General features: G+C 39.0%; 21 protein-coding genes and 2 pseudogenes. 12 read left to right on the forward strand and 11 right to left on the reverse strand.

Features of this window, described 5'->3' with window-relative positions; genetic code table 11:
* Nucleotides 1-22: 22 nt before the first annotated feature.
* The gene (locus tag G7074_RS08245; RefSeq protein ID WP_124562013.1) at nucleotides 23-2,065 is read left to right on the forward strand and encodes a M13 family metallopeptidase; all 2,043 of its coding nucleotides are present in this window, start codon (nucleotides 23-25) and stop codon (nucleotides 2,063-2,065) included.
* 109 nt (nucleotides 2,066-2,174) lie between these two features.
* Entirely contained in the window at nucleotides 2,175-2,360 is a 186-nt protein-coding gene (locus G7074_RS08250) for a hypothetical protein (protein ID WP_124562012.1), read from the forward strand.
* A gap of 128 nt (nucleotides 2,361-2,488) precedes the next feature.
* Here G7074_RS08250 and G7074_RS08255 read toward each other — a convergent pair whose 3' ends face one another.
* From G7074_RS08255 to G7074_RS08265, 3 genes are all read right to left on the reverse strand, one after another.
* Nucleotides 2,489-2,671, reverse strand: a complete 183-nt coding sequence (locus tag G7074_RS08255; RefSeq protein WP_124562011.1) for a hypothetical protein — start codon at nucleotides 2,669-2,671, stop codon at nucleotides 2,489-2,491.
* Nucleotides 2,672-2,715: 44 nt separating this feature from the next.
* Nucleotides 2,716-3,705, reverse strand: a complete 990-nt coding sequence (locus tag G7074_RS08260) for a CapA family protein (protein ID WP_240916503.1) — start codon at nucleotides 3,703-3,705, stop codon at nucleotides 2,716-2,718.
* Nucleotides 3,706-4,026: 321 nt separating this feature from the next.
* Nucleotides 4,027-4,584 (reverse strand): C40 family peptidase, encoded by a 558-nt coding sequence (locus G7074_RS08265; protein ID WP_116252145.1) that lies wholly within the window; start codon nucleotides 4,582-4,584, stop codon nucleotides 4,027-4,029.
* Nucleotides 4,585-5,094: 510 nt separating this feature from the next.
* Between G7074_RS08265 and pdhA the strand changes: the two genes are divergently transcribed.
* From pdhA to G7074_RS08300, 7 genes are all read left to right on the forward strand, one after another.
* The gene (pdhA, locus tag G7074_RS08270; RefSeq protein WP_124562009.1) at nucleotides 5,095-6,090 is read left to right on the forward strand and encodes a pyruvate dehydrogenase (acetyl-transferring) E1 component subunit alpha; all 996 of its coding nucleotides are present in this window, start codon (nucleotides 5,095-5,097) and stop codon (nucleotides 6,088-6,090) included.
* 30 nt (nucleotides 6,091-6,120) lie between these two features.
* Entirely contained in the window at nucleotides 6,121-7,761 is a 1,641-nt protein-coding gene (locus G7074_RS08275; protein ID WP_166207908.1) for a pyruvate dehydrogenase complex dihydrolipoamide acetyltransferase, read from the forward strand.
* Nucleotides 7,762-7,886: 125 nt separating this feature from the next.
* Nucleotides 7,887-9,665, forward strand: coding sequence for a DUF885 family protein (locus G7074_RS08280; protein ID WP_166207911.1), 1,779 nt, complete (start codon nucleotides 7,887-7,889; stop codon nucleotides 9,663-9,665).
* Nucleotides 9,666-9,785: 120 nt separating this feature from the next.
* On the forward strand, nucleotides 9,786-10,337 hold the full coding sequence (locus G7074_RS08285) for a cupin domain-containing protein (protein WP_166207914.1): 552 nt from the start codon (nucleotides 9,786-9,788) through the stop codon (nucleotides 10,335-10,337).
* 68 nt (nucleotides 10,338-10,405) lie between these two features.
* Nucleotides 10,406-11,638, forward strand: a complete 1,233-nt coding sequence (locus G7074_RS08290) for a serine hydrolase (RefSeq protein ID WP_124562005.1) — start codon at nucleotides 10,406-10,408, stop codon at nucleotides 11,636-11,638.
* 69 nt (nucleotides 11,639-11,707) lie between these two features.
* Nucleotides 11,708-12,013 carry a YbaB/EbfC family nucleoid-associated protein gene (locus G7074_RS08295; protein ID WP_124562004.1) on the forward strand — a complete coding sequence of 102 codons (306 nt, stop codon included), beginning with the start codon at nucleotides 11,708-11,710 and terminating at the stop codon, nucleotides 12,011-12,013.
* A 40-nt stretch (nucleotides 12,014-12,053) separates the two neighbouring features.
* Nucleotides 12,054-12,731 (forward strand): metal-dependent hydrolase, encoded by a 678-nt coding sequence (locus G7074_RS08300; protein ID WP_124562003.1) that lies wholly within the window; start codon nucleotides 12,054-12,056, stop codon nucleotides 12,729-12,731.
* Between the two features lie 184 nt (nucleotides 12,732-12,915).
* Here the strand turns inward: G7074_RS08300 and G7074_RS08305 are convergent, their stop codons facing one another.
* The 3 genes from G7074_RS08305 to polA all read right to left on the reverse strand — a co-directional run bounded on the left by G7074_RS08305 (nucleotide 12,916) and on the right by polA (nucleotide 17,104).
* A complete protein-coding gene (locus tag G7074_RS08305) occupies nucleotides 12,916-13,257 on the reverse strand; it encodes a hypothetical protein (RefSeq protein ID WP_124562002.1) in 342 nt (113 codons plus the stop codon).
* A 153-nt stretch (nucleotides 13,258-13,410) separates the two neighbouring features.
* Nucleotides 13,411-14,250 carry an energy transducer TonB gene (locus G7074_RS08310; protein ID WP_158674116.1) on the reverse strand — a complete coding sequence of 280 codons (840 nt, stop codon included), beginning with the start codon at nucleotides 14,248-14,250 and terminating at the stop codon, nucleotides 13,411-13,413.
* A 49-nt stretch (nucleotides 14,251-14,299) separates the two neighbouring features.
* Complete coding sequence (polA, locus tag G7074_RS08315; protein ID WP_124562000.1) at nucleotides 14,300-17,104, reverse strand: DNA polymerase I; 2,805 nt, start codon at nucleotides 17,102-17,104, stop codon at nucleotides 14,300-14,302.
* A 156-nt stretch (nucleotides 17,105-17,260) separates the two neighbouring features.
* On the opposite strand from polA, the gene G7074_RS08320 reads away from it, so the two are divergent.
* On the forward strand, nucleotides 17,261-17,944 hold the full coding sequence (locus G7074_RS08320; RefSeq protein WP_124561999.1) for a hypothetical protein: 684 nt from the start codon (nucleotides 17,261-17,263) through the stop codon (nucleotides 17,942-17,944).
* A 7-nt stretch (nucleotides 17,945-17,951) separates the two neighbouring features.
* Here the strand turns inward: G7074_RS08320 and G7074_RS08325 are convergent, their stop codons facing one another.
* The 5 genes and pseudogenes from G7074_RS08325 to trmB form a co-directional block, all read right to left on the reverse strand.
* A complete protein-coding gene (locus tag G7074_RS08325; RefSeq protein WP_166207917.1) occupies nucleotides 17,952-18,485 on the reverse strand; it encodes a GNAT family N-acetyltransferase in 534 nt (177 codons plus the stop codon).
* The gene (locus G7074_RS08330; RefSeq protein ID WP_166207920.1) at nucleotides 18,485-19,072 is read right to left on the reverse strand and encodes a DNA-3-methyladenine glycosylase I; all 588 of its coding nucleotides are present in this window, start codon (nucleotides 19,070-19,072) and stop codon (nucleotides 18,485-18,487) included. The genes G7074_RS08325 and G7074_RS08330 overlap by 1 nt, the downstream gene beginning before the upstream one ends.
* A 163-nt stretch (nucleotides 19,073-19,235) precedes the next feature.
* Nucleotides 19,236-19,589 (reverse strand): carboxymuconolactone decarboxylase family protein, encoded by a 354-nt coding sequence (locus G7074_RS08335; RefSeq protein ID WP_124561996.1) that lies wholly within the window; start codon nucleotides 19,587-19,589, stop codon nucleotides 19,236-19,238.
* Nucleotides 19,590-19,656: 67 nt separating this feature from the next.
* Nucleotides 19,657-19,992 carry an MGMT family protein gene (locus G7074_RS08340; RefSeq protein WP_124561995.1) on the reverse strand — a complete coding sequence of 112 codons (336 nt, stop codon included), beginning with the start codon at nucleotides 19,990-19,992 and terminating at the stop codon, nucleotides 19,657-19,659.
* Nucleotides 19,992-20,641 (reverse strand): annotated as a pseudogene (trmB, locus tag G7074_RS08345) (tRNA (guanosine(46)-N7)-methyltransferase TrmB). The gene G7074_RS08340 and the pseudogene trmB overlap by 1 nt, the downstream one beginning before the upstream one ends.
* A gap of 118 nt (nucleotides 20,642-20,759) precedes the next feature.
* On the opposite strand from trmB, the pseudogene G7074_RS08350 reads away from it, so the two are divergent.
* Nucleotides 20,760-21,685 (forward strand): annotated as a pseudogene (locus tag G7074_RS08350) (GDP-L-fucose synthase family protein).
* 136 nt (nucleotides 21,686-21,821) lie between these two features.
* Nucleotides 21,822-22,754 (forward strand): hydrogen peroxide-inducible genes activator, encoded by a 933-nt coding sequence (locus G7074_RS08355; RefSeq protein WP_166207923.1) that lies wholly within the window; start codon nucleotides 21,822-21,824, stop codon nucleotides 22,752-22,754.
* Nucleotides 22,755-22,786 lie beyond the last annotated feature (32 nt).

A 22,786-nucleotide genomic window follows, 5' to 3' on the forward strand; every position in this document is an offset into this window, starting at 1 on the left:
TTTTCTAACTAACTTATTAACAATGAAAATTAAACTAATCTTTGCTGCTGCCGGCTCTTTACTGTTTGCTGCGTGCCAAAATAAACAACATCAAGATGCGGATGTTGTGACTAACCGCTCTGAATTTTTTGATAAAGCTGGGATGGACACTACGGTAAAACCCGGGGATAATTTTTTCTTATATGCCAATGGCAAATGGATAAAAAACACCGAAATCCCAAAAACAGAAACCGGTTGGGGCTCATTTTATACGCTATATAACGACAACCTTAAAAATCTGAATAAGATTCTCGAAAATGCTTCGACAGCAGGTGCGACAAAAGGGAGTGTAGAACAAAAAGTGGGCGATTTTTACGCCAGTGGTATGGATACATTGACCATAGAAAAATTAGGTATTGATCCCATAAAACCACTTTTGGCTAAAATAGATGGCATTAAAAATGATAAAGATTTAATCAGTTTTATTGCTGATGGCTATAAAAAAGGGGAAGGAGATTTATTGGGATTTAGTGTAGATCCGGACGATAAATTAAGTACAAAAAACGCATTATCATTTTCACAAGCCGGCTTAACCTTGCCTGATCGGAGTTATTACTTAGAACAAGATGAAAAGGCAAAGAAAATCAGAGCTGAGTACACCAAATACATCACAAAAATTTTTAGCCTGGCAGGCGATTCGGTAAATGCAGCCAAATACGCTGAAAATATTTTAAAACTTGAAACAAGCATTGCCCAATCGCATTCTACCCCGGTTCAATTACGTGATCCACAGAAAAACTATAATAAAATGACAGTGGCTGATTTTCAGAAACAGACCCCAAACATCGAATGGACATCTGTTTTGAGCAAATTGGGCACTAAAACTGATACTGTTATTGTTCGACAGCCAAAATACTATCAGGCTTTATCAGCACTGGTAAAAAGTCAGCCAATAGAAATCTGGAAGGAAAAGCTAAAATTTGATGCTTTAAGCAGATCTGCAAATTCATTTACCAAGAAGTTCAGAGATGCTAAATTCGACTTCTTCTCTAAAACACTTTATGGACAGCAAGCCCCTACCGAAAGGTGGAAAGCCATTGTAAATGCTACAGATCGAAGTCTGGGCGAGCTTTTGGGCCAATTATACGCCGAGAAATATTTCAAGCCTGAAGCCAAAGAACGCATGTTAACTTTGGTAAACAATTTACAAAAAGTGTATGCAGAAAGAATCCAGAAAGTAGACTGGATGACAGTGGAAACCAAAAAGAAGGCATTAGAAAAATTAAACGCATTTATTAAAAAAATCGGCTATCCAGATAAGTGGAAAAAATATGACGATGTTGAAGTTTCGAAAAATACTTATTATGCAAATCTCCAATCGGCAAATAAACATGCTTATAAAGAAATGATCGATAAGCTGGGTAAAAATGTCGATAAAACAGAATGGGGCATGACACCGCCAACTGTTAATGCCTATTACAATCCATCTTTTAATGAAATTGTTTTCCCTGCGGGCATCCTACAGTTTCCTTTCTTTGATTTTGCTGCAGATGACGCCATTAATTACGGTGCAATTGGTGCGGTAATCGGACACGAGATGACACATGGCTTTGATGATCAGGGCCGCCAGTACGATGCTGCAGGTAACTTAAAAGAATGGTGGACCAAAGCCGATGCGGATCAATTTAAAGTTAAAGCAGGTAAAGTAGAAGCCTTTTATAACAATTTCACTTTGCTTGATAACCAACATGTAAACGGATCGCTAACGCTAGGCGAAAACCTGGCTGATATTGGCGGACTAAATATTGCATATGATGCATTTAAACTAACCGAACAAGCAAAAGGCGATAAAAAAATTGATGGCTTTACACCCGATCAACGTTTCTTTTTAAGTTTTGCCCAGGTATGGAGAATTAAAGATCGCGACGAAAGTATGCGCGTACGCTTAAAAACCGATCCGCATAGTCCGGAAATGTTCCGTGTAAATGGCCCTGTTTACAACATGGAGGCCTTCTATAAAGCATTTAATATTCCTGCCACGGCAAAAATGTATGTTGCGCCCGCAAACAGATTAGGTGTGTGGTAAGTAAAGATTTTAGTTAAGAAAGTAAAAAGTCCATTTCAATTCAAGAAATGGACTTTTTTATTGGGTTAAAACAAAAAGGTTTATTTTTTTGTCTTATCTAAAAAAAATCATGAACGTAAAACGAACTTTTGGGACCATATTAACCATTTTGGGTATTATCGGCTTAATTTACGCTGGATATGGCTTTGTTAACCACAGTCAAAACAGCAGAGGCTTGCTGGTTTATGGAATAATCGGATTGATTTTCTTTGTATCCGGAATTGGATTGGTAAAGAATACAAAGGATGAGAGTTAGGTTACCCCTTCCTTCTAAATTTTCTCGATAAAACAAATAAGAGAATTGCCGCACCTACAGCAAGTGCTAAATAAATGCCCTCTTTAAAATTATCGGTTTGGTTTACCTGCAAAATAATAGCAAGCATATTATTGTTTCTTTTTTTGTTTAATGATTTGATATTGACTAAAAGCCACTAAACAACCCGCCAGAATAATAACTCCGGCCGACAACAAGTTCTTCGGGTTTTGGTTAATATAATATGCAGCAGCCAGTACCAGCATCGCAGCTGCAATGCCAATAATGTAATGAAGTATTAGTCCCTTTTTCATACAGCAAATATTCTGAAATAAACTGAGATTGATGTCGGAGAAAATTAATCTTTTAAACTGATTTTATTATTCTCGAATTTTAGCTGATGACCAATAAAATCAATATCTGTTAATTCCTTAATCCGCTTAAAAGCCCTATGGTTATCATCAATGGTTAAGCGGTTAACTTTATCCTGCTGAACAGATACCACATCAGCGTACAGAAAATCGCCCTTTGCGTTAATCTTAAGCTGAAGTAGAGGCGCAATTCCGTTATTACCTTTTAAGCTGAACATGCCATAAGTACAGAAATTACCCAAACTGTAGGCGATAAATTTGTTTTTATACACCTCAACTGCCCGGGTTACATGCGGACCATGTCCCAAAACCACATCGGCACCAGCATCAATTACCGCATGTGCAAAAGCATAAACATTGCCTCTGTTTTCTTTGTAAAAGATTTCATTTTTGCGTGGCACATGTTCAAAACGGGCACCTTCGCCACCACCGTGAAAAGACACAATTACAATATCGGCCATAGTTTTTAAGCGCGATACCAGTGCCTTAGCACTATCAATCTTATTTATAGATACCGTATTTTCGTTCGGGGCAAAAGCACAAAACGCATATTTAACACTGTCTTTTTCAAAAATTTGGAAGGGCTTGTTTACCTGTCCGGCGTAATGAATCTGTAAGGAATCTAAAATCCGTGCAGTATTTTTTCTTCCCCTTGCATCAAAATCGCCTACATGGTTATTGGCAATGCTCAGTACATTAAACCCTGCTTTTTTATAGATCGCGGCATAACGTTCGGGCATCCTGAAAGCGTAACAGCTATTTGGGTTAATGCCATTGCATTTATTAGAGTTCCCCGAATTCAGGAAACAACCTTCCAGGTTTCCAAAAACAATATCGCCTTTAAGCAAACTATCTACAGCCTGAAAGCTATTTACAGCATCATCGGAAGGAAGGTTCATTTTTGAAGGGAAAGCCGACCCCAGCATAATATCGCCAACAGCAGTGATTGAAATCGTATCTTTTAACTTTCTAATCACCGTATCTTGTTTGACTGCAGGCGTAGTAATAACCTGAGCATTGTTGCTGGTACAACTGATTAAAATTATAAGAACAAAGGGAAAAATTAAGATTGTGTTAATGAGCTTCATTAGGTCTTTATTGTAGTCGTCATCTCGACTGGAACCTAGAGATCTAATCTCAACTGGTTTCCCGAATACGTTTCACCCGATAGCTATCGGGTTCGCTCGAAATGACGGCTTGGGTTGTAGTAAACAAAAAATCCTCCAAAATTTCTTCGGGAGGACTGTATATTTTAAGCTTTGAGAATTATAAACTGATAACTGTAAACTGCGATCTGATTATTCTACCGTAAATTCCTTCTTAAACGATTCCAGTACACGCCCGCCCTTGTAAAAATAACGGCTGTAATAAGGCTCGTTCAGGTTACTGATTACTACTCCACGAGAACTTGATGCATGTGCAAACCTGTTATCGCCCAGGTAAATACCAACATGTGAAATACTTCTGCTTTTGATCTTAAAGAAAACCAGATCACCTTCTTTTAAATCTTCTTTAGATAAGGGATCAACCATGCTAAAAATATCGCGAGAATTTCTTCTGATAGTAGTGTTGAAAACTTTATCGTAAATCGCTTTAGTAAAAGCAGAGCAATCAATGCCTCTTTTAGTATTTCCGCCATAACTATATGGCGTTCCGATCCATTCGTATATAAATTTGTATAGCTTTAAATTCGAAGTCGCATCTACTGCAACACCCATTACTTGCGAGAAATACTGCGATGCAAGATTATCAGGGTCATTTAATTCTTTACCAGATTCTTTTGTTTTAGTTTGCGCAAATGCTGCTGAGAACGTGCAAATAGCGATTAGAGTAGAAAACAAAAATTTTTTAATCATGTTATACAGTTATGTTTGGGTATTCACTTACACATTAACGTACACCACATGGGCTTATTGTTGGTTGCCAAAAGTATTAATTATACAAATGTTATCCAAATGTTAGATGTTAAAAAGTAAAAGTTATTAACATTTCTGTTTTAATACGCTCCTTTTTAAGTTAAATAATTGCTAGAAAATCATCTTTTGTCACAAAAATTTTTCTTTTCTAAAGCCTGGCTTAAAAGCAAAAAGTGGCAATATTTTAAATTATGTAAATAATGGCATACGCAAAATTAAATTTTAGAATAATTTAATTACAGATTACGATAAAGGGCGTTGTTTTAATTATAAAAAATCAGCTATAAATCTTTCTAAAAACAGAAAAGGCGATTCCCAATCATATTCAATTGTAAAACAAGTGTTAAATGTAATTTTATGGCCGGGAATATGATGTTTTTACACTCGAAAGTGCCAAAAATTACAATAAAAAAATTAGATTTGCTGTCGCAAAAAAACAAATACCCTAAAATGAGTGCAGTAGAAATAAATAAAGATACCTGGTTAAAGTGGTTTGAGTCGATGTTGCTGATGCGCAAGTTCGAAGAAAAAACTGGCCAGTTATATGGACAACAAAAAATACGTGGCTTTTGTCATTTATACATTGGACAAGAAGCTGTAGTTGCAGGTGCAATATCTGCGATGCAAAAAGGCGATTCGATGATTACAACTTACCGTGATCATGCTCATGCTTTGGCTTTAGGCGTTAGTGCAGATAGCATTATGGCCGAAATGTATGGTAAAGCTACCGGCTGTTCTAAAGGTAAAGGTGGTTCAATGCACATGTTCAGTAAAGAGCATAACTTTTATGGTGGCCACGCCATTGTTGGAGGTCAGATTCCACTAGGTGCTGGTGTTGCTTTTGCAGAAAAATATAAAGGAACAGATAATGTTAACATTTGTTACATGGGCGATGGCGCTGTACGTCAGGGTGCATTAAACGAAACGTTTAACATGGCCATGTTGTGGAAACTACCTGTAGTTTTTGTTTGCGAAAACAATGGTTACGCAATGGGTACTTCGGTACAACGTACTACCAACATGACCGATATTTATAAAATTGGTTTAGGTTTCGATATGCCTTGTGCTCCTGTTGACGGAATGGATCCTGTTGCAGTTCACAATGCAATGGACGAAGCCATTCAACGTGCGCGTAAAGGTGAAGGACCAACTTTCTTAGAAATGAGAACTTACCGTTACCGTGGGCATTCAATGTCAGATCCGGCAAAATACCGTACTAAAGAAGAGTTAGAAGATTATAAAGCAAAAGATCCTGTTGAGTTTGCAAGAGAAACTATTTTGAAAGAAAAGTATGCAGACCAGGCCTGGATTGAAGAAGTAGAAGCTAAAGTTAAAGCTACGGTAGATCAGGCAGTGAAATTTGCTGAAGAATCTCCTTGGCCAGAGGCATCTGAGTTATACAAAGATGTATATGTAACTGAGAACTACCCTTACGTAATGGACTAATATTAATAAGATTTCAATTAATTAGATATAATGGCTGATGTAATTAAAATGCCCAAAATGAGCGACACCATGACCGAAGGGGTTTTGGCGAAGTGGCATAAAAAAGTGGGCGATAAAGTGAAAAGCGGCGATGTTTTGGCAGAAGTAGAAACTGACAAGGCAACAATGGATATGGAATCTTATTGGGATGGCACCCTTTTATACGTCGGTGTAGAAGAAGGTCAGGCTGTTCCTGTTGATGCCATCATGGCCGTTATTGGTAAAGAAGGTGAAGATTATAAAGCAGCTTTAGCTGCTGAGCAAAGTGCCGAAGCCCCTAAAGCAGAAAGCGAAGCTCCAAAAGCTGAAGCACCAAAAGAAGAAGCCGCTCCTGCTCAGGGTGGTGGATTAAGCGAAGAAGAATTAGCAGCAAAAGGTGTAACGGTAATCCGTATGCCTTTGTTAAGCGATACCATGACTGAAGGCGTAATTGCTGAATGGCATAAAAAAGTTGGTGATAAAGTAAAAGATGATGATGTTTTAGCTGATGTAGAAACCGATAAGGCAACTATGGAGGTTATGGGTTATGCAACCGGTACTTTATTACACATCGGTGTTGAAAAAGGTTCGGCAGCAAAAGTTAACGGCATTATTGCTATTGTTGGCCCTGAAGGTACTGATGTTAGCGGTATTTTAGCTGGCGGTACTACTGCGCCAAAAGCTGCCGCTGAAGCTCCGAAAGAAGAAAAACTAGCAACAACTGCTGCTGCTAGTTCATCTGCACCAGTTGCCGAAAGTTCATCATCTGATAGCCGCGTTAAAGCATCTCCGTTAGCGAAGAAAATCGCTAAAGATAAAGGAATCGATTTATCGCAGGTTTCGGGTAGTGCTGAAGGTGGCCGTATCATTAAAAAAGATATCGAAAACTTCAAACCATCGGCTGCTCCTCAGGCAGAAGCTCCGAAGGCAGGAAGTGCACCAGTTGCAGCGCCAGTAATTCCAACTTTTGTTGGTGAAGTTAAATTTACTGAAGCACCTGTTTCGCAAATGCGTAAAGTTATTGCAAAACGTTTAGCTGAAAGCTTATTTACTGCTCCACACTTCTATTTAACAATAAGCATTGACATGGATAACGCAATGGCTGCACGTACGGCAATCAATGCAGTTGCTCCAGTTAAAGTTTCTTTCAACGATATCGTTATTAAAGCGGTAGCTGTTGCATTGAAAAAACACCCAGCTGTTAACTCATCATGGGGTGGCGATAAAATCCGTTTCAACGAGCACACCAACATTGGTGTAGCTATGGCTGTTGAAGATGGTTTATTGGTACCTGTTGTGCGTTTTGCAGATGGTAAATCTTTATCACATATCTCTGCAGAAGTTAAAGATTTTGGTGCTAAAGCTAAAAAATTACAACCGGCGGATTGGGAAGGTTCTACTTTCACCGTTTCGAACTTAGGTATGTTTGGTATTGATGAGTTTACCTCAATTATCAACTCTCCTGATGGTGCAATTTTATCAGTTGGTGCTATCCAAGCCGTTCCTGTTGTTAAAAATGGTGCTGTTGTTCCAGGCAACGTAATGAAGTTAACTTTAGGTTGCGATCACCGTGTGGTTGATGGTGCAACCGGAGCAGCTTTCTTACAAACTTTAAAAGGTTTATTGGAAGAGCCAATCAGATTATTAGCATAATCAGTTTTCAAAACTGAAAAAATAAATTAAAGCCATCCCTAACCGGGGTGGCTTTTTTGCTTTAGGCCTGATCTATAAAATGACGTTTAATTTATTATTTTTGGTTAAACACTAACTTAAACCATATGAAGAGAATACTTCTTTTTACAGCCTGCATTGCTTCCTTATCGGCCTGCAAGCAAGGAACCAAATCTGATGCCAACGCAGAAAACAAGGCATTTGCCAACATGTGCGAACAATATTATCAGGATGGTTTAAAACTTAATCCAATCAGCGCAACTTATATTGGAGACGAACGTTATGATGACCTCCTGCCAAACGATGGCTCGCAAGCTTACATTAAAGCATACAAAGCGTTTAACGAACGTTATCTGGATAGCCTGGGTAAATACGACAGGGCAAACCTTAATGCCAATGATAAACTCTCCTTCGATTATCTGAAAGACCAGCTAAGTATCAGTTTAGAAGGTTTAAAATACCATTCAGAATATCTTCCGTTTAACCAAATGTTTGCTTTGCCTTTAACCATTGGTCAACTGGGTTCGGGTACAGGTGCACAACCTTTTAAAACGGTAAAAAATTACGAAAACTGGCTAAAACGTGCCTCAGCCTTCTCGGTTTGGGCAGATACAGCTATTGCCAACTTTAAAAAAGGCGAGGCTGAAGGAATTGTTTTGCCTAAGGCCCTGGTGGTTAAAATGATTCCGCAGATGCAGAGCATGGTAGTAAACAGTCCTGAGAAAAGTTTATTTTATGGCCCCATCAATTCATTGCCTGCTGATTTTTCTGCTGCTGATAAGCAAAAATTAACCGAAGCATATCGTAATGCTATAACCACCGTTATTGTCCCTACGTATAAAAAATTAGCCGATTTTCTTCAAAATGAATACCTGCCAAAAGCGAGGACAAGTTCTGGATGGTCTGCCATGCCAGGCGGTTTAGAGTGGTACACCTATTTGGTAAAACAACAAACCACCACCAATAAAACACCCGAAGAGATCTATCAGACCGGCTTAAAAGAGGTAGCCCGGATAAAAGGACAAATGGATAGCATCAAGAATCTGGTTGGCTTTAAGGGCGATTTAAAGGCCTTTTTCGAATACATGAAAACAGATAAAAAATTCATGCCCTACAAAACGCCAAAAGAGGTATTGGCAGCTTTTGAAGACATTCATCAGCGCATGAAACCCAATTTGAAAAAGATGTTTGATGTGGAGCCTAAAACACCGTTCGAAATCCGTCAAACAGAGGCTTTCAGGGCAGCGTCGGCCAGTGCTGAGTACAATCAGGGCTCGGCAGATGGAAAACGTCCGGGAATCTTTTATGTTCCGATTTTAGATGCCAAAACATTCAATACTACTTCAGGTATGGAATCACTGTTTCTGCACGAAGCCATTCCTGGTCACCATTATCAGATCTCTTTAACTCAGGAAAATAAATCCTTACCTAATTTCCGCCGTTTTGGAGGCCACAATGCTTATGTAGAAGGCTGGGCACTCTATTGCGAATCGTTAGGAAAAGAATTGGGCTTATATCAGGATCCTTATCAACATATGGGAGCGTTAGGTGACGAAATGCACCGCGCCATTCGCTTAGTGGTTGATGTGGCTATTCACACCAAAAACATGACCCGTGAGCAAGCCATTAAATATATGACCGACAATGAAGCCATTAGTACCGAAGGGGCAACTGCAGAAATTGAACGCTATATGGGTATCCCGGCACAGGCATTGGGTTACAAAACCGGAGCAATGAAAATAAGGGAATTAAGAACCAAATATGAAAAGGAGCTTGGGTCAAAATTCAAATTATCAGCTTTTCATACTGCAGTTTTAAAAGATGGCTCTTTCCCACTTTCCGTTTTCGAAGCTAAGATGGATGCCTGGGCAGAAAGCCAGAAATAAATTATTAGCCTAGGGTTTAAACCCTAGGCTAAATATTGCGATGGGTTTAAAGCCATCGCAATAAAACAAAATTCTAAACCCTTTCGTACTTACTTTGTTAATTAGTAAAACACCCTAGCCATGGATAAAGAAAAATTAATACAGGAAGCCTATTTAGTTGCACATAAAATAGAAGAAAACGGAAACTTCCCTAATAATCCGGTTCTTCCTTTAATGGTTTACAAAGGAACCTTGAGGCTCCATCCGGATGACAATGAAGAAGTAATTAAAAAAGTTTTTGCGCAGAACGGATACACCAATGCCTGGGTTGATGGTATTTTTGATTATCACCATTACCATAGCAATACACACGAAGTAATGGGCGTATTTTGTGGTAAGGCCGATGTACAGTTTGGTGGAGACCACGGCGTTTGTATTGAACTCGATAAAAGCGATGTGGTGATTATTCCGGCAGGTGTTGCACATAAAAAACTCAACTCAACCGACGATTTTACTGTTGTGGGTGCCTATCCAAATGGAGCCGATTATAACATGAAATATGGCAGGGCCGATGAGCGCCCAGAGGCTGATGAAGATATTGCGAAAGTAAAAAATCCGGATAGCGACCCGATTAACGGCAGCAAAGGGCATTTATTTGAGTGCTGGTACAATCAAAATTGCGAAAATGTGTAAAACTCTTTCGTTTTAACCGTCTAAAATTCTTTAATTTTCGGGTTTTAAATACACTATCCCTGATATAAATGAATTTTCGATATATATGTTCCGCATTAGCCCTCTCCGTAACTTTACTAACTGCCTGCTCAAGCAAAAAATCTGAAGAGAAGAAGGCCGCCGAAAAAAAAATACGCACAAAAGACGACGACAAAGCCGATAGCCTGTTATTAGTTTACAATCCACAAAAAGGGGACAAGTGGATTGCTGATTTTGTAGATAACCTGCACAGAAAATTCGGTTTCAACGGCAATATGCTGGTGGCTAAAGATGGTAAAATCCTTTACGAAAAAGCCGTTGGCTGGGCCGATTACCTGCACCGCGATAGCTTAACCATTAACTCAGAATTTGAGCTGGCTTCTATTACTAAAACGTTTACAGGTACCGCAATCATGCAATTGGTAGAGGCCGGTAAACTTTCGTTAAACGATGATGTTAAAAAATTCTACCCCAACTTTCCTTATGATGGCATCACAGTAAAACTCCTGCTTTCGCATCGCAGCGGCATGATGAACTATGTGTATTTCATTGATGATATCTGGCGCAAAGAAAAACGTAACATGAAAAAAGGTGTAACCAACCAGGAAGTAATGAATGTAATTGCCGAAAGGAAACCTAATCCATACACCAAACCCGATAACCGTTTCCACTATAACAACTCCAACTTTATGGTACTGGGTGCCATTATTGAAAAAGTTACCGGTCAGCGCTATTCGCAATACATGATGGAACATGTATTTAAACCTGCAGGCTTAAAACATACCCATGTCTATAGCACTACTGAATACGAAAAAATACCAGTTGATGTGGTTGGCCATGACCGCAATAGCTTTAGATATTCTGTGGCGCAAAACTTTTTGGACGGTCCGGTTGGAGATAAAGGCATTTACAGCACGGTACACGATTTGGTATTATTTGATAAATACCTGAAAAATGGAAGATTACTCACCAAAAAGAGTCTCGATTCGGCCTATGTAGGTCGCAATAAACCTATAAACGGTCACTTTAACTACGGTTATGGCTGGAGAATGTTCGACGGTGAAAATATGGATAAAGTGGTTTATCACACGGGATGGTGGCACGGTTTTCGCCACATTTACGTTAGAGATTTAAATAAGAATATTGTTATTATATTTTTAGGTAATTTAACTAATGGTAGTTTAATGCATTTGGATGAGCTATACAAGCATTTTAATATGCCTGTTATACGTAAAGGAGCTTACCATGGTAATGGAAGTTTACCGGGCTCTGATGAAGATTAAGGGGGATTAATTTCTCTTCGAGGATATACATTTTACACAATTAACGTTTAATACAAAAAACACAAAGCTATGTTCGATAAATTATTCGCGGCGCAACAAAAAGCCGAAGAAATTAAAAAGCGTTTAGATACCATATCGGTATATGGTGAAGTTGAGAACGGTGCCATTAAAATTACCGCAACAGCAAATAAAGCCATCACAGGCATTGCTATCGACGAGGATTTTTTGAAGAACGCAGATAAAGAAGAGTTAGAAGAACTGCTTCTTACGGCCATTAACAAAGCCTTAATCAGTGCGGAACAGGTGAGTGCAGCAGAAATGCAGGCATCGGCACAAGATATGCTGGGCGGCTTAGGTGGCATGTTCGGACAATAAGAAATTAAGCCATTCGTACCAGATACTTGCAACAACAATTATGAAATACACATATTACGGCCAATCGTGTTTTTTGCTCGAAACGGCAAGCAAAAAACTCTTATTCGATCCTTTTATTTCGCACAATCCACTGGCCAAAAACATCGATATTAAGGCTATTGAAGCCGATTACATATTGGTAAGCCATGGTCACGGCGATCATGTAGCCGATCTGGTTGCTTTAGCAAAACAAACCCAGGCAACTGTAATTGCTATGCCTGAAGTAACCGACTGGGCGACCAAACAAGGCGTAGAAAAAGTACACGGAATGAACTTTGGCAAGTTTACTTTTGATTGGGGAACAGTGCGCATGGTACCTGCTACACATTCTTCAGGCCTGCCCGATGGAAGTTATGGCGGTAACCCTGCAGGCTTTGTTTTAGAAGCAGATGGTAAACAAATCTATTTTGCCGGCGATACCGGCCTAACCATTGAAATGAAGGTTTTAGCCGACATTTACAATTTAGATTATGCCATTTTACCAATTGGCGGCAACTATACCATGGATGTAGATGATGCATTGGTTGCTACCAAATATTTCGATTGCGACAAGGTAATTGGGGTACATTACAATACCTTTCCGGTAATTGAGATTGATACAGCTGTAGCTTTGGATAAGTTTAAACGCGAAAATAAAACCTTATTGTTGCCAGAGATTGGTGAAACGATAATATTGTAATTCTCAAAAAAGCATAAATCTATAGATTCAAAATTAAGAGAGGCTAAATGGTCTCTCTTTTTTATTATAAACAGATAGAGAGACCCTGAAATAAATTCAGGGTGACGGTTCTAAAATAGGGTAAGCCTCAACAAAAAAGGGTCCCAATACGCACCGGGACCCTTTCAAATTATAAAACCTAAACCTAGTTCTTTTTAGCAGCTGCTTTGTTTGCTTTATAACGCATATCAGCTGTACCATCTTTTTTAGTTGGGCCAGCAACCTTAGTTACTGCTTTTGCTTTATTTTCTTTAAAACGCATATCAGGCGTACCATCTGCTTTTACTTTAGCAGCTGTAGTAGTGGTTTTAGTTTCTACTTTTTTAGCCTCTTGCTTAACGCCTGCTTTAACAGGAGCTACAGTAGTTTTTACTTCTTTTTTAACTACAGTTTTAGCTTTAGCTGGTGCTGTAGTGGCAGGGGTTTGAGCAAATGCTGTTGTTAAACCAAATGCTGCGATTGCGATTAAACTCAATAACTTTTTCATACTCTTTGATTTTGTTTTTTTAGTGGTTAGAAGCGTCTTCGTTTTATTCCGAGGTTTCGCCCTTTCGATTTTTGTTTTACTCGTTTATTTTGTTGATATAAAGTTCATTATTCGGAATGAAGATTTAATGAAGATAACGAATATTTTTATTTTCTAATACCCGATACCACTTAAAGTAAAATTTATATTGATGTTGTATTTTGTACGCGTAGGCTTATTCAGTAATGTACCCGGAATCCACTTTGGAAAAGTTTTTACAATCCTCAACGCCTCTTCACCTAAGCTTTTATTTAGAGAACGCGTTAGTGTTATATCTTCCAAATCGCCCAACTCATTTACGATAAAAGAGAGAAAAACTCGCTCCTGAGCCCTTTCCTTCAGAGCTAATTCAGGGTATTTTAAGCCCTTTGCAATGAATTGATATAATTTATTCATGCCTCCAGGAAAGCTAGGTTCTTTTTGCAGTTTATTCATCGACGTTGGCTTTCCTTCGATATCAAAATATGAGCTATCTGTTAAATTGCTTTTTTCATTATAAATTTCTTTTATTGCCAGGTTGCCATTACTATAAAAAAACTTCCTTTCGCCAACATATTTATTATCAATATAATTTGTTTCTGAATAAATTGAAGAATTTGGCCAATAAAAAACAGAAGGCCCATTCAATTCATCATTCAAATACATTTCAGAACTTAATGCAACACCCGTAGAATCGTAGCTAAGCCATGCACCAGATTTATTGTTATTAATATAAATTCCTTTTATAAATGGTTTGCCATTTTTATACCCCAGGTAATATCCGTTTAGCACCGTTAATAGCGAATCTGAAAAAGTTTCTCTTTTCGTAATTACGAAATTTTTGTCAGATGTTATTCTTATCCAAGTCGTACTATCTTTTTTAAATATTTTATATGTTGAGGTTGCTTTACTAATCCTTTTTGTGGGGATGCCATTAAAGTTATAAGTAATTAAAGTATCACTTTTTTGAGCCATGCATCCAAACGAAATAAAGCAGGCAAAGAGCGTAATGAGCATTTTCATACTAGTGTGCCGCCAGCCAGTTATCACCTTCGCCAATCTCCACTACAATAGGTACCGTAAGTTTAATGGCATTGGTCATTTTATCCTGGATAATAGCTTTCATGGCTTCCTTTTCCGTTTTCAACACATCAAAAACCAACTCATCATGCACTTGCATGGTCATGGTCGATTTTAAATTTTGTGCCTTCATCTCTTTGTGGATATTGATCATGGCAATCTTGATCATATCGGCTGCAGAACCTTGAATAGGCGCGTTAATGGCATTTCGCTCCGCAAATCCTCTTACAGTTTGGTTAGCAGAGTTAATGTCTCTCAAGTAGCGCCTTCTGCCCATTATCGTTTCAACAAAACCATTTTCGCGCGCAAAGTTCATGGTATCGCTCATATATTGTTTAATACCCGGATATTGCGTAAAATACTGCTCAATAATTTCGGCGGCTTCTTTACGCGGAATGCCCAGGTTTTGCGACAAACCAAATGCCGATTGACCGTAAATGATACCAAAGTTTACCGCCTTCGCATTTCTACGCTGAGTGCCATCTACTTCTTCGATGCTTACGCCATACACTTTTGCAGCGGTAGCGGTATGAATATCGATGCCTTTATTAAATGCATCGAGCATATTTTGTTCCTTGCTGATTTCGGCAATAATGCGCAATTCGATTTGCGAATAATCGGCAGATAGCAGAATATGGTTTTCATCGCGGGCAATAAAAGCCTTGCGCACTTCCCGTCCACGTTCGGTGCGGATCGGAATATTCTGTAAGTTCGGGTTGTTGGAACTTAAGCGTCCGGTTGCTGCTACAGCCTGGTTGTAAGAAGTGTGAACCCTGCCGGTTTTCGGGTTAACCATTAGTGGCAAGGCATCAACATAAGTTGATTTAAGCTTCTGCAACTGGCGGAAATCCAGAATATCCTGTACAATATCGCTTTTACTTGCTAAAGCTGTTAAAACATCTTCTCCGGTTTGATATTGCCCGGTTTTGGTTTTCTTGGCTTTGGGATCAAGCTGAAGTTTATCAAATAAAACCTCGCCCAGCTGTTTTGGCGATGCAAGGTTAAATTTAATCCCTGCTTTATCATAAACATTCTGTTCAAATTTAATAATGTCGGTTTCGAGTTCTTTAGAATAAGCCTTTAAGGTTTCAATATCGATGCGAACACCTTCTTTTTCGATATCGGCCAATACATACACCAAAGGATTTTCAATTTCTTCAGCCAGTTTAGCGGCGTTCAGTTCGGTTAATTTCGGTTCGAATACATGCGCCAGTTGCAAAGTAACATCAGCATCTTCTGCGGCATAATCAACCACATCAATTACGGCCACATCGCGCATATTAAGCTGCCCTTTTCCCTTTGGTCCAATCAGCTTAGTAATGGATATAGGCGAATAGCCCAGGTAATTTTCAGATAATACATCCATCCCATGACGGGTATCCGGATCAATTAAATAGTGCGCCAGCATGGTATCAAAAAGTTTTCCTTTTACCTCCAGGCCATACCATTTCAATACCAAAATATCGTATTTGGTATTTTGGCCAATTTTTTCAATATTTTCATCTTCCAGCACAACCCTAAACTCATCTACTATGGCTTGTGCTTCTTCGCGTACAGCTGAAACCGGAATATAGTAACCTGTACCTGGCTTTACCGAAAAAGAAAGCCCCACAAGCTCGGCCATATTGGCATCGGTACCAGTTGTTTCGGTATCGAATGAAATCCGTTTCTCGGCCAGCAACAGCTTAATTAATTCAGCACGTTGCTCGGCAGTATCAACCAGCTGATAATCGTGCGTTGTATTTTCTATACTCTTAGCGGGCAGTTTTTCTGCAGGTTCTTCTTCAAGGGTATTGGTATATTGAATTACCTCTCCAGACTGGTTGCCAAATAAATCAGTTTGCGTACCTTCCTGAAACTTGGCCGTAGTAACCGAAAACTCATCACCAAAAACCCTTCGACCCAGCGTTCTGAATTCTAACTCCGTAAACAAAGGATCTAATAAATCGCGGCTTGGATCGCAAAGTTCTAAACTGACTTCATCCAACTCAACCGGAACATCCAATAAAATGGTAGCCAGTTTTTTCGAAATCAGACCTTGTTCGGCAAAGTTCTCTACATTTTCGCGTTGTTTGCCTTTTAACTCGTGCGAGTTGGCAATAATATTTTCCATTGTACCATATTGCTTAATTAAAAGCTTGGCGGTTTTTTCTCCAATTCCGGGAATGCCAGGGATGTTATCCACGGCATCGCCCCACAGGCCCAAAATATCAATAACCTGATCTACCCGTTCTATTTCCCATTTAGCCAGAATTTCTTTTACACCCAGTATTTCCATATCGTTGCCCATACGTGCAGGCTTGTAAATGAAAATATTTTCGGATACCAATTGTCCAAAATCCTTATCAGGTGTCATACAGTATACCTGGTAACCTTTTTTCTCCGCTTTTTTGGCCAGTGTACCGATAATATCGTCGGCCTCATAACCATCGGAGGTAATTACAGGGATATTAAAACCAGTAATTAATTTAACTACATAGGGCATTGCAGCGGCCAAATCTTCGGGCATGGCCTGGCGCTGGGCTTTATAAGCTTCGAAAGTGGTATGCCTTTCGGTAGGGGCTTCGGTATCAAAAACCACCGCAATATGTGTTGGTTTCTCTTTCTTTAAAACATCGAGCAAAGTATTGGTAAAGCCCATTACTGCCGAGGTATTGATTCCTGTTGAAGTAAAGCGAGGGTTTTTACTTAATGCAAAATGCGCCCTGTACATAAGCGCCATACCGTCTAGAAGAAAGAGTTTTTTCATATTATGATTACACTGATTTTGTGATTGCACCGATAAACTGATTTACCGGATCGTAAAAGATCAAAGTTAACAATCTATAGAACTAATAATATGAAATTTTATGAACTGTATCTCAAAACCGGTAAAATTGCGTTATTTTTAAAAAACCGAATGGATATGAAAAAAGCCCTAACGCTGATTATACTTATTTTTACTACTACATACGCAATCCATGCCCAGGATTTTATCGTTAAAAACAACGATGACGTAATTCGTGGCACGATTAAAGGCACCGATTATTTTTCGGTTTTTATCAGTGCCAACGATGAAGCCGATGTAATATTACCAGCCAAAGACATCAAGAATTTTTTCTGGAACGGCAATAGTTTCGTAAGCAAAGGTTTTGCAAACGGACGTAATTTCGAATACCGTTTTGTAAAAGTAATTGAAATGGGTACGGTTAACCTCTATTCATTTGGCGGTGGTACGCTTGTTCCGACGGTAAAAGAAAAGAAGGTAAAATTCAGACCCTCAATTGGTATTGGCACTGGTACCGGAGGCTTTGGTGGCATGGGTATGGGCGGTGGAATCAGTATCGGAGGCGGTAACAATTCTGCTCCCGAAAGATCTGCAGGAGCTCCTGCAGTGCGTTACTTCATCGAAAAACCTGGCGCAGGCCCGTTACAAGAAGTACCCATGAAAGCCATTACAGATGATGCTAAAAAAATTGAGGTTAAAAATATCCTGTTACAAAAAATTGGCGACCAGCCTGCCCTAAAAGCTAAAGTAGAAACTAGTGCCGAGTTTAACAGCAGGGATGTAATAGAATGGGTAAAAGAATATAATGCAGTCAAGAAATAACAGCAACCTATTCAGAAATTATCTTTTCATAAATCTCTAAACTGATGGGATTATCATTTTTAATCTCGCAATTCCATAAAGTTTCCTGATAAATAAAGTCAAGCTTTTTCACTAGTTTTTTACTGTTATTATTCTCTGTTTCAACCAACGCTACAATCTTCGCCAGGTTTAACACTTTCGATGCATAACCAAACACTGCAGAGGCTGCTTCCTTTATTATGCCCAGACCCCAATATTCAGGCAATAACCAGAAACCTATTTCGGCCTTTTGATCAGATTTGCTTAAATCATTAAATCCGATGGCGCCCAATAAACTCAGCGTTGTTTTATCACAGATTGCCCACCACATACCCGTTTCATTTTCCTGAATCTCACGAAACCAGATGAGTTGATTGTTGGTTTCCTCAAGGGTAGAATAATTTACACCATAATAACGGATTACTTCGGGGTGCGATAATCCTTCAAAAACAAATGGCAGGTCATCAGCAGAAAATTGCCTCAGTAAAAACCTGTCGGTATGTAATGTAGCCGGTGCAAACATTACCTGGCACAGCAGTTTAACAAATGATCGTTAACCATTCCGGTTGCCTGCATGTGTGCATAACAAATGGTCGTACCGAAAAATTTAAACCCACGCTTTTTCATGTCTTTGCTAATACGGTCAGACAATTCAGTACGCGGAGGTACATCGCTCATTTTTTCGATGGAATTTAAAATCGGTTTTCCATCTGGCACAAAATTCCACATGTATTTAGAAAAACTACCAAATTCTTTCTGGATTTCGATAAACAACCTGGAATTGGTTATGGCCCCGTTCACTTTTAAGCGATTTCGGATAATGCCTTCGTTATTCATCAACCTTTCTACATCTTTTTCAGTAAAAGCAGCAACTTTTTCTACCTCAAAACCGGCAAAAGCCTTGCGGTAATTTTCGCGCCTGCGAAGGATGGTAATCCAGCTTAAACCCGCCTGTGCGCCTTCCAGTATCAGAAACTCAAATAGAGTCTTGTCGTCGTAAACAGGTTTACCCCACTCTTCATCATGGTATTTAATGTACAGTGGATCGGAACCGGCCCAGCTGCAGCGTATTATTGAATCCAGAGTCTTAAGTCCAGAGTCTTGAGTCATATTAGGCGAATTTTGAAGGTTAAATTGTCAATAAATTAATTCTCATTCCTTATCGTCCCCTCTGATCCGATAGCTATCGGATTTGTTTCAGGATCTACTTAATTTGCTTTCAGGAGAGATGCTGAAACGAGTTCAGCATGACGATTTTCTACCTGTTCTTCTATTAAACTCCCAGCTCCGAACTCAGCTCATCCCAATACTCCACAGCTCTTCTATAATGCGGAATTACAATACTTCCTCCTACCAAATTAGCGATCATGAAAATTTCGTTCATTTCGTCGTTGTTAACGCCAGCGTCGAAACATTTTCCGAGATGATATTTGATACAATCATCGCAACGCAGCACCATCGAAGCTACCAGGCCCAGCATTTCTTTGGTTTTCACATCCAGCGCACCATCAGCATAGGAAGTGGTATCGAGTGCAAAGAACCGTTTAATGTTGGTATTTGCGGTTTCCATAATCCTATCGTTCATTTTTTCGCGATAGCCATTAAATTCTTCTACTAACTTTCCCATGTATCCAAATTATTGAATGTTGATTTTTTTAATGAGTGAATGAGCATTAATGTTAAATTCAATCCGTTTAATCCAGATTGATTTCCTCCAGTGGATTCCAGAATACCTTTTTAAAGTTGACCACCTTATCGTTCTTAACTTCAACCCCTTCTTTTTTTAGCAGTTCTTCCATCAATTCGGGCGGTTTAAAATGGAATTTTCCTGTAAGCAGTCCACTGCTGTTTACAACCCGGTGGGCAGGTACTTGTGGATGGGCAGTGCCCGCATAAAGCATTGCGTGCCCAACCATCCGCGACGATTTTGCCGCGCCCAAACTTTTAGCAATGGCTCCATAGGATGTCACCCTTCCTTTCGGAATGAGCCTTACAACCTCATAAACCTGTTCGTAAAAGTTAGTATCCATTATTCAAAAGAAAACTGAATATAATTAATATTCTTATCGTGCAATAAATATTTCTTCTCGTAATACGTTTTAATCGACAATACCTCATCAACCAAATCAGAAGTATAGAGGTGATCGGTGTTTTTGTGCACAACCAAACCCAGTTCTGCTACTTTTTCGCAGGTATAAGCATATAGCTGATCGTTATCCGTTTTTAAGTTTACGCAACCTCCTGGTTTTAACACTTGTTTATAACGGTTTAAAAAAACCGGAAAGGTGAGCCGTTTTTTCTCGCGGCTATCCTGCGGTTGTGGATCGGGAAAAGTAATCCAGATTTCATCTACTTCACCTTCATTAAAATAATCGAGCAGGTTTTCGATCTGTATTCTCAAAAAAGCCACATTATCAATCCCATCTTCAATCGCCGTTTTCGCTCCACGCCAAATACGATTACCTTTATAGTCAACGCCAATAAAATTCTTTTCAGGGAATAATTGAGCCAGGTTTACCGAATACTCCCCTTTCCGCAAGCCAGTTCTAACACAACCGGATTATTGTTTTTAAAATGTGTTGCAGCCCATTTACCTTTTAAGGCTTTTCCTTCATCTAATTGATATACGTTTGCAAATGTTTCTATTTCTGCAAAACGTCTAAGTTTATCTTTACCCAAGTTTTCTTTTTTGAGACAAATTTACAATTAAATCATTTAGCAAATTGTTTTTTCGGATCATAACTCGTCTCTTTCAAATAATCAATCGTATTTTTGCAGGCTATTAAAGAAACAGATTTTGGAAAAAAGTGCTAAAATATACGTTGCAGGACATAGGGGCATGGTAGGTTCAGCTATTCACCGCAAGTTGCAAAAAGAAGGCTATACCAATATTATAACCAGAACTTCTGCTGAATTGGATTTACGTAACCAGCAGGCTGTAACCGATTTTTTTGCCGAAGAAAAACCTGATTATGTATTTCTAGCAGCGGCTAAAGTAGGGGCATTGTAGCCAACAATACTTACCGAGCCGACTTCCTTTACGAAAATCTGGCTATCCAGAATAACGTAATCCACAACGCTTATGTTAATGGTGTTAAAAAATTAATGTTCCTGGGTTCAAGCTGCATTTACCCTAAAATGGCTCCGCAACCTTTAAAAGAAGATTACCTTTTAACCGGTACTTTAGAGCACACCAACGAACCTTACGCCATTGCTAAAATTGCAGGCATTAAAATGTGCGACGCTTACCGCGATCAGTACGGCTGTAATTTTATTTCGGTAATGCCTACCAACCTTTATGGCTATAACGACAACTACCATCCACAAAACTCGCACGTTTTACCGGCATTAATCCGCAAGGTACACGAAGCAAAGGCAAACAACGAAAAAGAAGTGGTAGTGTGGGGCTCGGGCACACCTATGCGCGAATTTTTATTCGCGGATGACCTCGCAGATGCCTGTTATTTCTTAATGCAAAACTACAGCGAACCAAATCTGATCAATATTGGCACCGGTCACGATTTAACTATTAAAGACCTGGCTTTGCTCATAAAAGAAGTATTGGGTTACGAGGGCGAGCTTGTATTTGATGCCAGCAAACCAGATGGCACACCACGCAAATTAATGGACGTAAGTAAACTTCATAATCTGGGGTGGAAACATAAAATCGAACTTAAAGAAGGTATTGCCCTGGCTTATCAGGATTTCGAAAGCAGATATTAAATTAATGATTTGAATGAGAGAAGGGCTAAATGACAGAATGCTTTAATCCACTTCCATTCACTCACTTATTCTCTCACTCATTAATTTCATATAGTTATATTTTATATATTTGATATTATAAATAAATTTTAACTATATGACTTTAGTTCAGCTTGAATATGTTGTTGCAGTAGATACTTACAGAAGTTTTGTTACCGCTGCCGATAAATGCTTTGTAACCCAACCCACACTTAGCATGCAGGTACAAAAGCTTGAGGAATTATTAAATGTTAAAATTTTTGACAGGAGCAAACAGCCCGTAAGTCCGACCGAAATTGGTGTTCAAATTATTGCGCAAGCCAGAATTGTATTACAGGAAAGCGGCAAAATAAAAGAGCTAATCAGCAGTCAGCAGCAGGATGTTTTAGGAGAACTAAAGATCGGCGTTATCCCAACCATTGCACCTTACTTATTGCCCGAGGTTATTTCAGCAATGCTCGAAAAATACCCCGAACTAAAATTACTAATTTGGGAATATACCACCGAAGATATTATCCATCACCTTAAAACGGGTGTATTGGATTGTGGCATTTTGGCTACACCATTAACAGACGCCAACATTACCGAAACACCGTTGTACTACGAAAATTTTGTAAGCTACATTAGTAAAAACAGCAAACTTTATAAAAAGAAAGCTGTAGATGCAGAGGATCTAAACGACGAAAATATCTGGCTGTTAAACGAAGGGCATTGTATGCGCAACCAGGTATTGAACATTTGCCGTTCTACTAAAAATAACAGGCTGCAAGGACTTGAATACAATACGGGTAGTGTAGAAACCCTGGTTAGAATGGTTGATTTAAATGGTGGAGCAACTTTACTCCCCGAATTAGCTATTGCTGAACTTAATGCAAAACAAACAAGTAAAATACGTCACTTCAAATCGCCTGAACCGGTACGTGAAATCAGTTTGGTAACGCATAAAAACTTCATTAAAAAGCGGATGCTGAATGCTTTAAAAGATGAGATTTTGGAAATTATCCCTAAGGCGATGAAGCAAAAAAAGAAAAAGGATATTGTTGGGATTTAAGCCCGTTTGCACCACCATCGTCCATTTGAGTT

This window comes from Pedobacter sp. HDW13 (assembly GCF_011303555.1).
GTDB lineage: Bacteria > Bacteroidota > Bacteroidia > Sphingobacteriales > Sphingobacteriaceae > Pedobacter.

What these genes read in the sequence shown, in the direction of transcription:
- G7074_RS08245 (WP_124562013.1), top strand. Translation starts at nt 23, where the DNA reads ATGAAAATTAAACTAATCTTTGCTGCTGCCGGCTCTTTACTGTTTGCT.
- G7074_RS08250 (WP_124562012.1), top strand. Translation starts at nt 2,175, where the DNA reads ATGAACGTAAAACGAACTTTTGGGACCATATTAACCATTTTGGGTATT.
- G7074_RS08255 (WP_124562011.1), bottom strand. Translation starts at nt 2,671, where the DNA reads ATGAAAAAGGGACTAATACTTCATTACATTATTGGCATTGCAGCTGCG.
- G7074_RS08265 (WP_116252145.1), bottom strand. Translation starts at nt 4,584, where the DNA reads ATGATTAAAAAATTTTTGTTTTCTACTCTAATCGCTATTTGCACGTTC.
- pdhA (WP_124562009.1), top strand. Translation starts at nt 5,095, where the DNA reads ATGAGTGCAGTAGAAATAAATAAAGATACCTGGTTAAAGTGGTTTGAG.
- G7074_RS08275 (WP_166207908.1), top strand. Translation starts at nt 6,121, where the DNA reads ATGGCTGATGTAATTAAAATGCCCAAAATGAGCGACACCATGACCGAA.
- G7074_RS08280 (WP_166207911.1), top strand. Translation starts at nt 7,887, where the DNA reads ATGAAGAGAATACTTCTTTTTACAGCCTGCATTGCTTCCTTATCGGCC.
- G7074_RS08285 (WP_166207914.1), top strand. Translation starts at nt 9,786, where the DNA reads ATGGATAAAGAAAAATTAATACAGGAAGCCTATTTAGTTGCACATAAA.
- G7074_RS08290 (WP_124562005.1), top strand. Translation starts at nt 10,406, where the DNA reads ATGAATTTTCGATATATATGTTCCGCATTAGCCCTCTCCGTAACTTTA.
- G7074_RS08295 (WP_124562004.1), top strand. Translation starts at nt 11,708, where the DNA reads ATGTTCGATAAATTATTCGCGGCGCAACAAAAAGCCGAAGAAATTAAA.
- G7074_RS08300 (WP_124562003.1), top strand. Translation starts at nt 12,054, where the DNA reads ATGAAATACACATATTACGGCCAATCGTGTTTTTTGCTCGAAACGGCA.
- G7074_RS08305 (WP_124562002.1), bottom strand. Translation starts at nt 13,257, where the DNA reads ATGAAAAAGTTATTGAGTTTAATCGCAATCGCAGCATTTGGTTTAACA.
- G7074_RS08310 (WP_158674116.1), bottom strand. Translation starts at nt 14,250, where the DNA reads ATGGCTCAAAAAAGTGATACTTTAATTACTTATAACTTTAATGGCATC.
- polA (WP_124562000.1), bottom strand. Translation starts at nt 17,104, where the DNA reads ATGAAAAAACTCTTTCTTCTAGACGGTATGGCGCTTATGTACAGGGCG.
- G7074_RS08320 (WP_124561999.1), top strand. Translation starts at nt 17,261, where the DNA reads ATGAAAAAAGCCCTAACGCTGATTATACTTATTTTTACTACTACATAC.
- G7074_RS08325 (WP_166207917.1), bottom strand. Translation starts at nt 18,485, where the DNA reads ATGTTTGCACCGGCTACATTACATACCGACAGGTTTTTACTGAGGCAA.
- G7074_RS08330 (WP_166207920.1), bottom strand. Translation starts at nt 19,072, where the DNA reads ATGACTCAAGACTCTGGACTTAAGACTCTGGATTCAATAATACGCTGC.
- G7074_RS08335 (WP_124561996.1), bottom strand. Translation starts at nt 19,589, where the DNA reads ATGGGAAAGTTAGTAGAAGAATTTAATGGCTATCGCGAAAAAATGAAC.
- G7074_RS08340 (WP_124561995.1), bottom strand. Translation starts at nt 19,992, where the DNA reads ATGGATACTAACTTTTACGAACAGGTTTATGAGGTTGTAAGGCTCATT.
- G7074_RS08355 (WP_166207923.1), top strand. Translation starts at nt 21,822, where the DNA reads ATGACTTTAGTTCAGCTTGAATATGTTGTTGCAGTAGATACTTACAGA.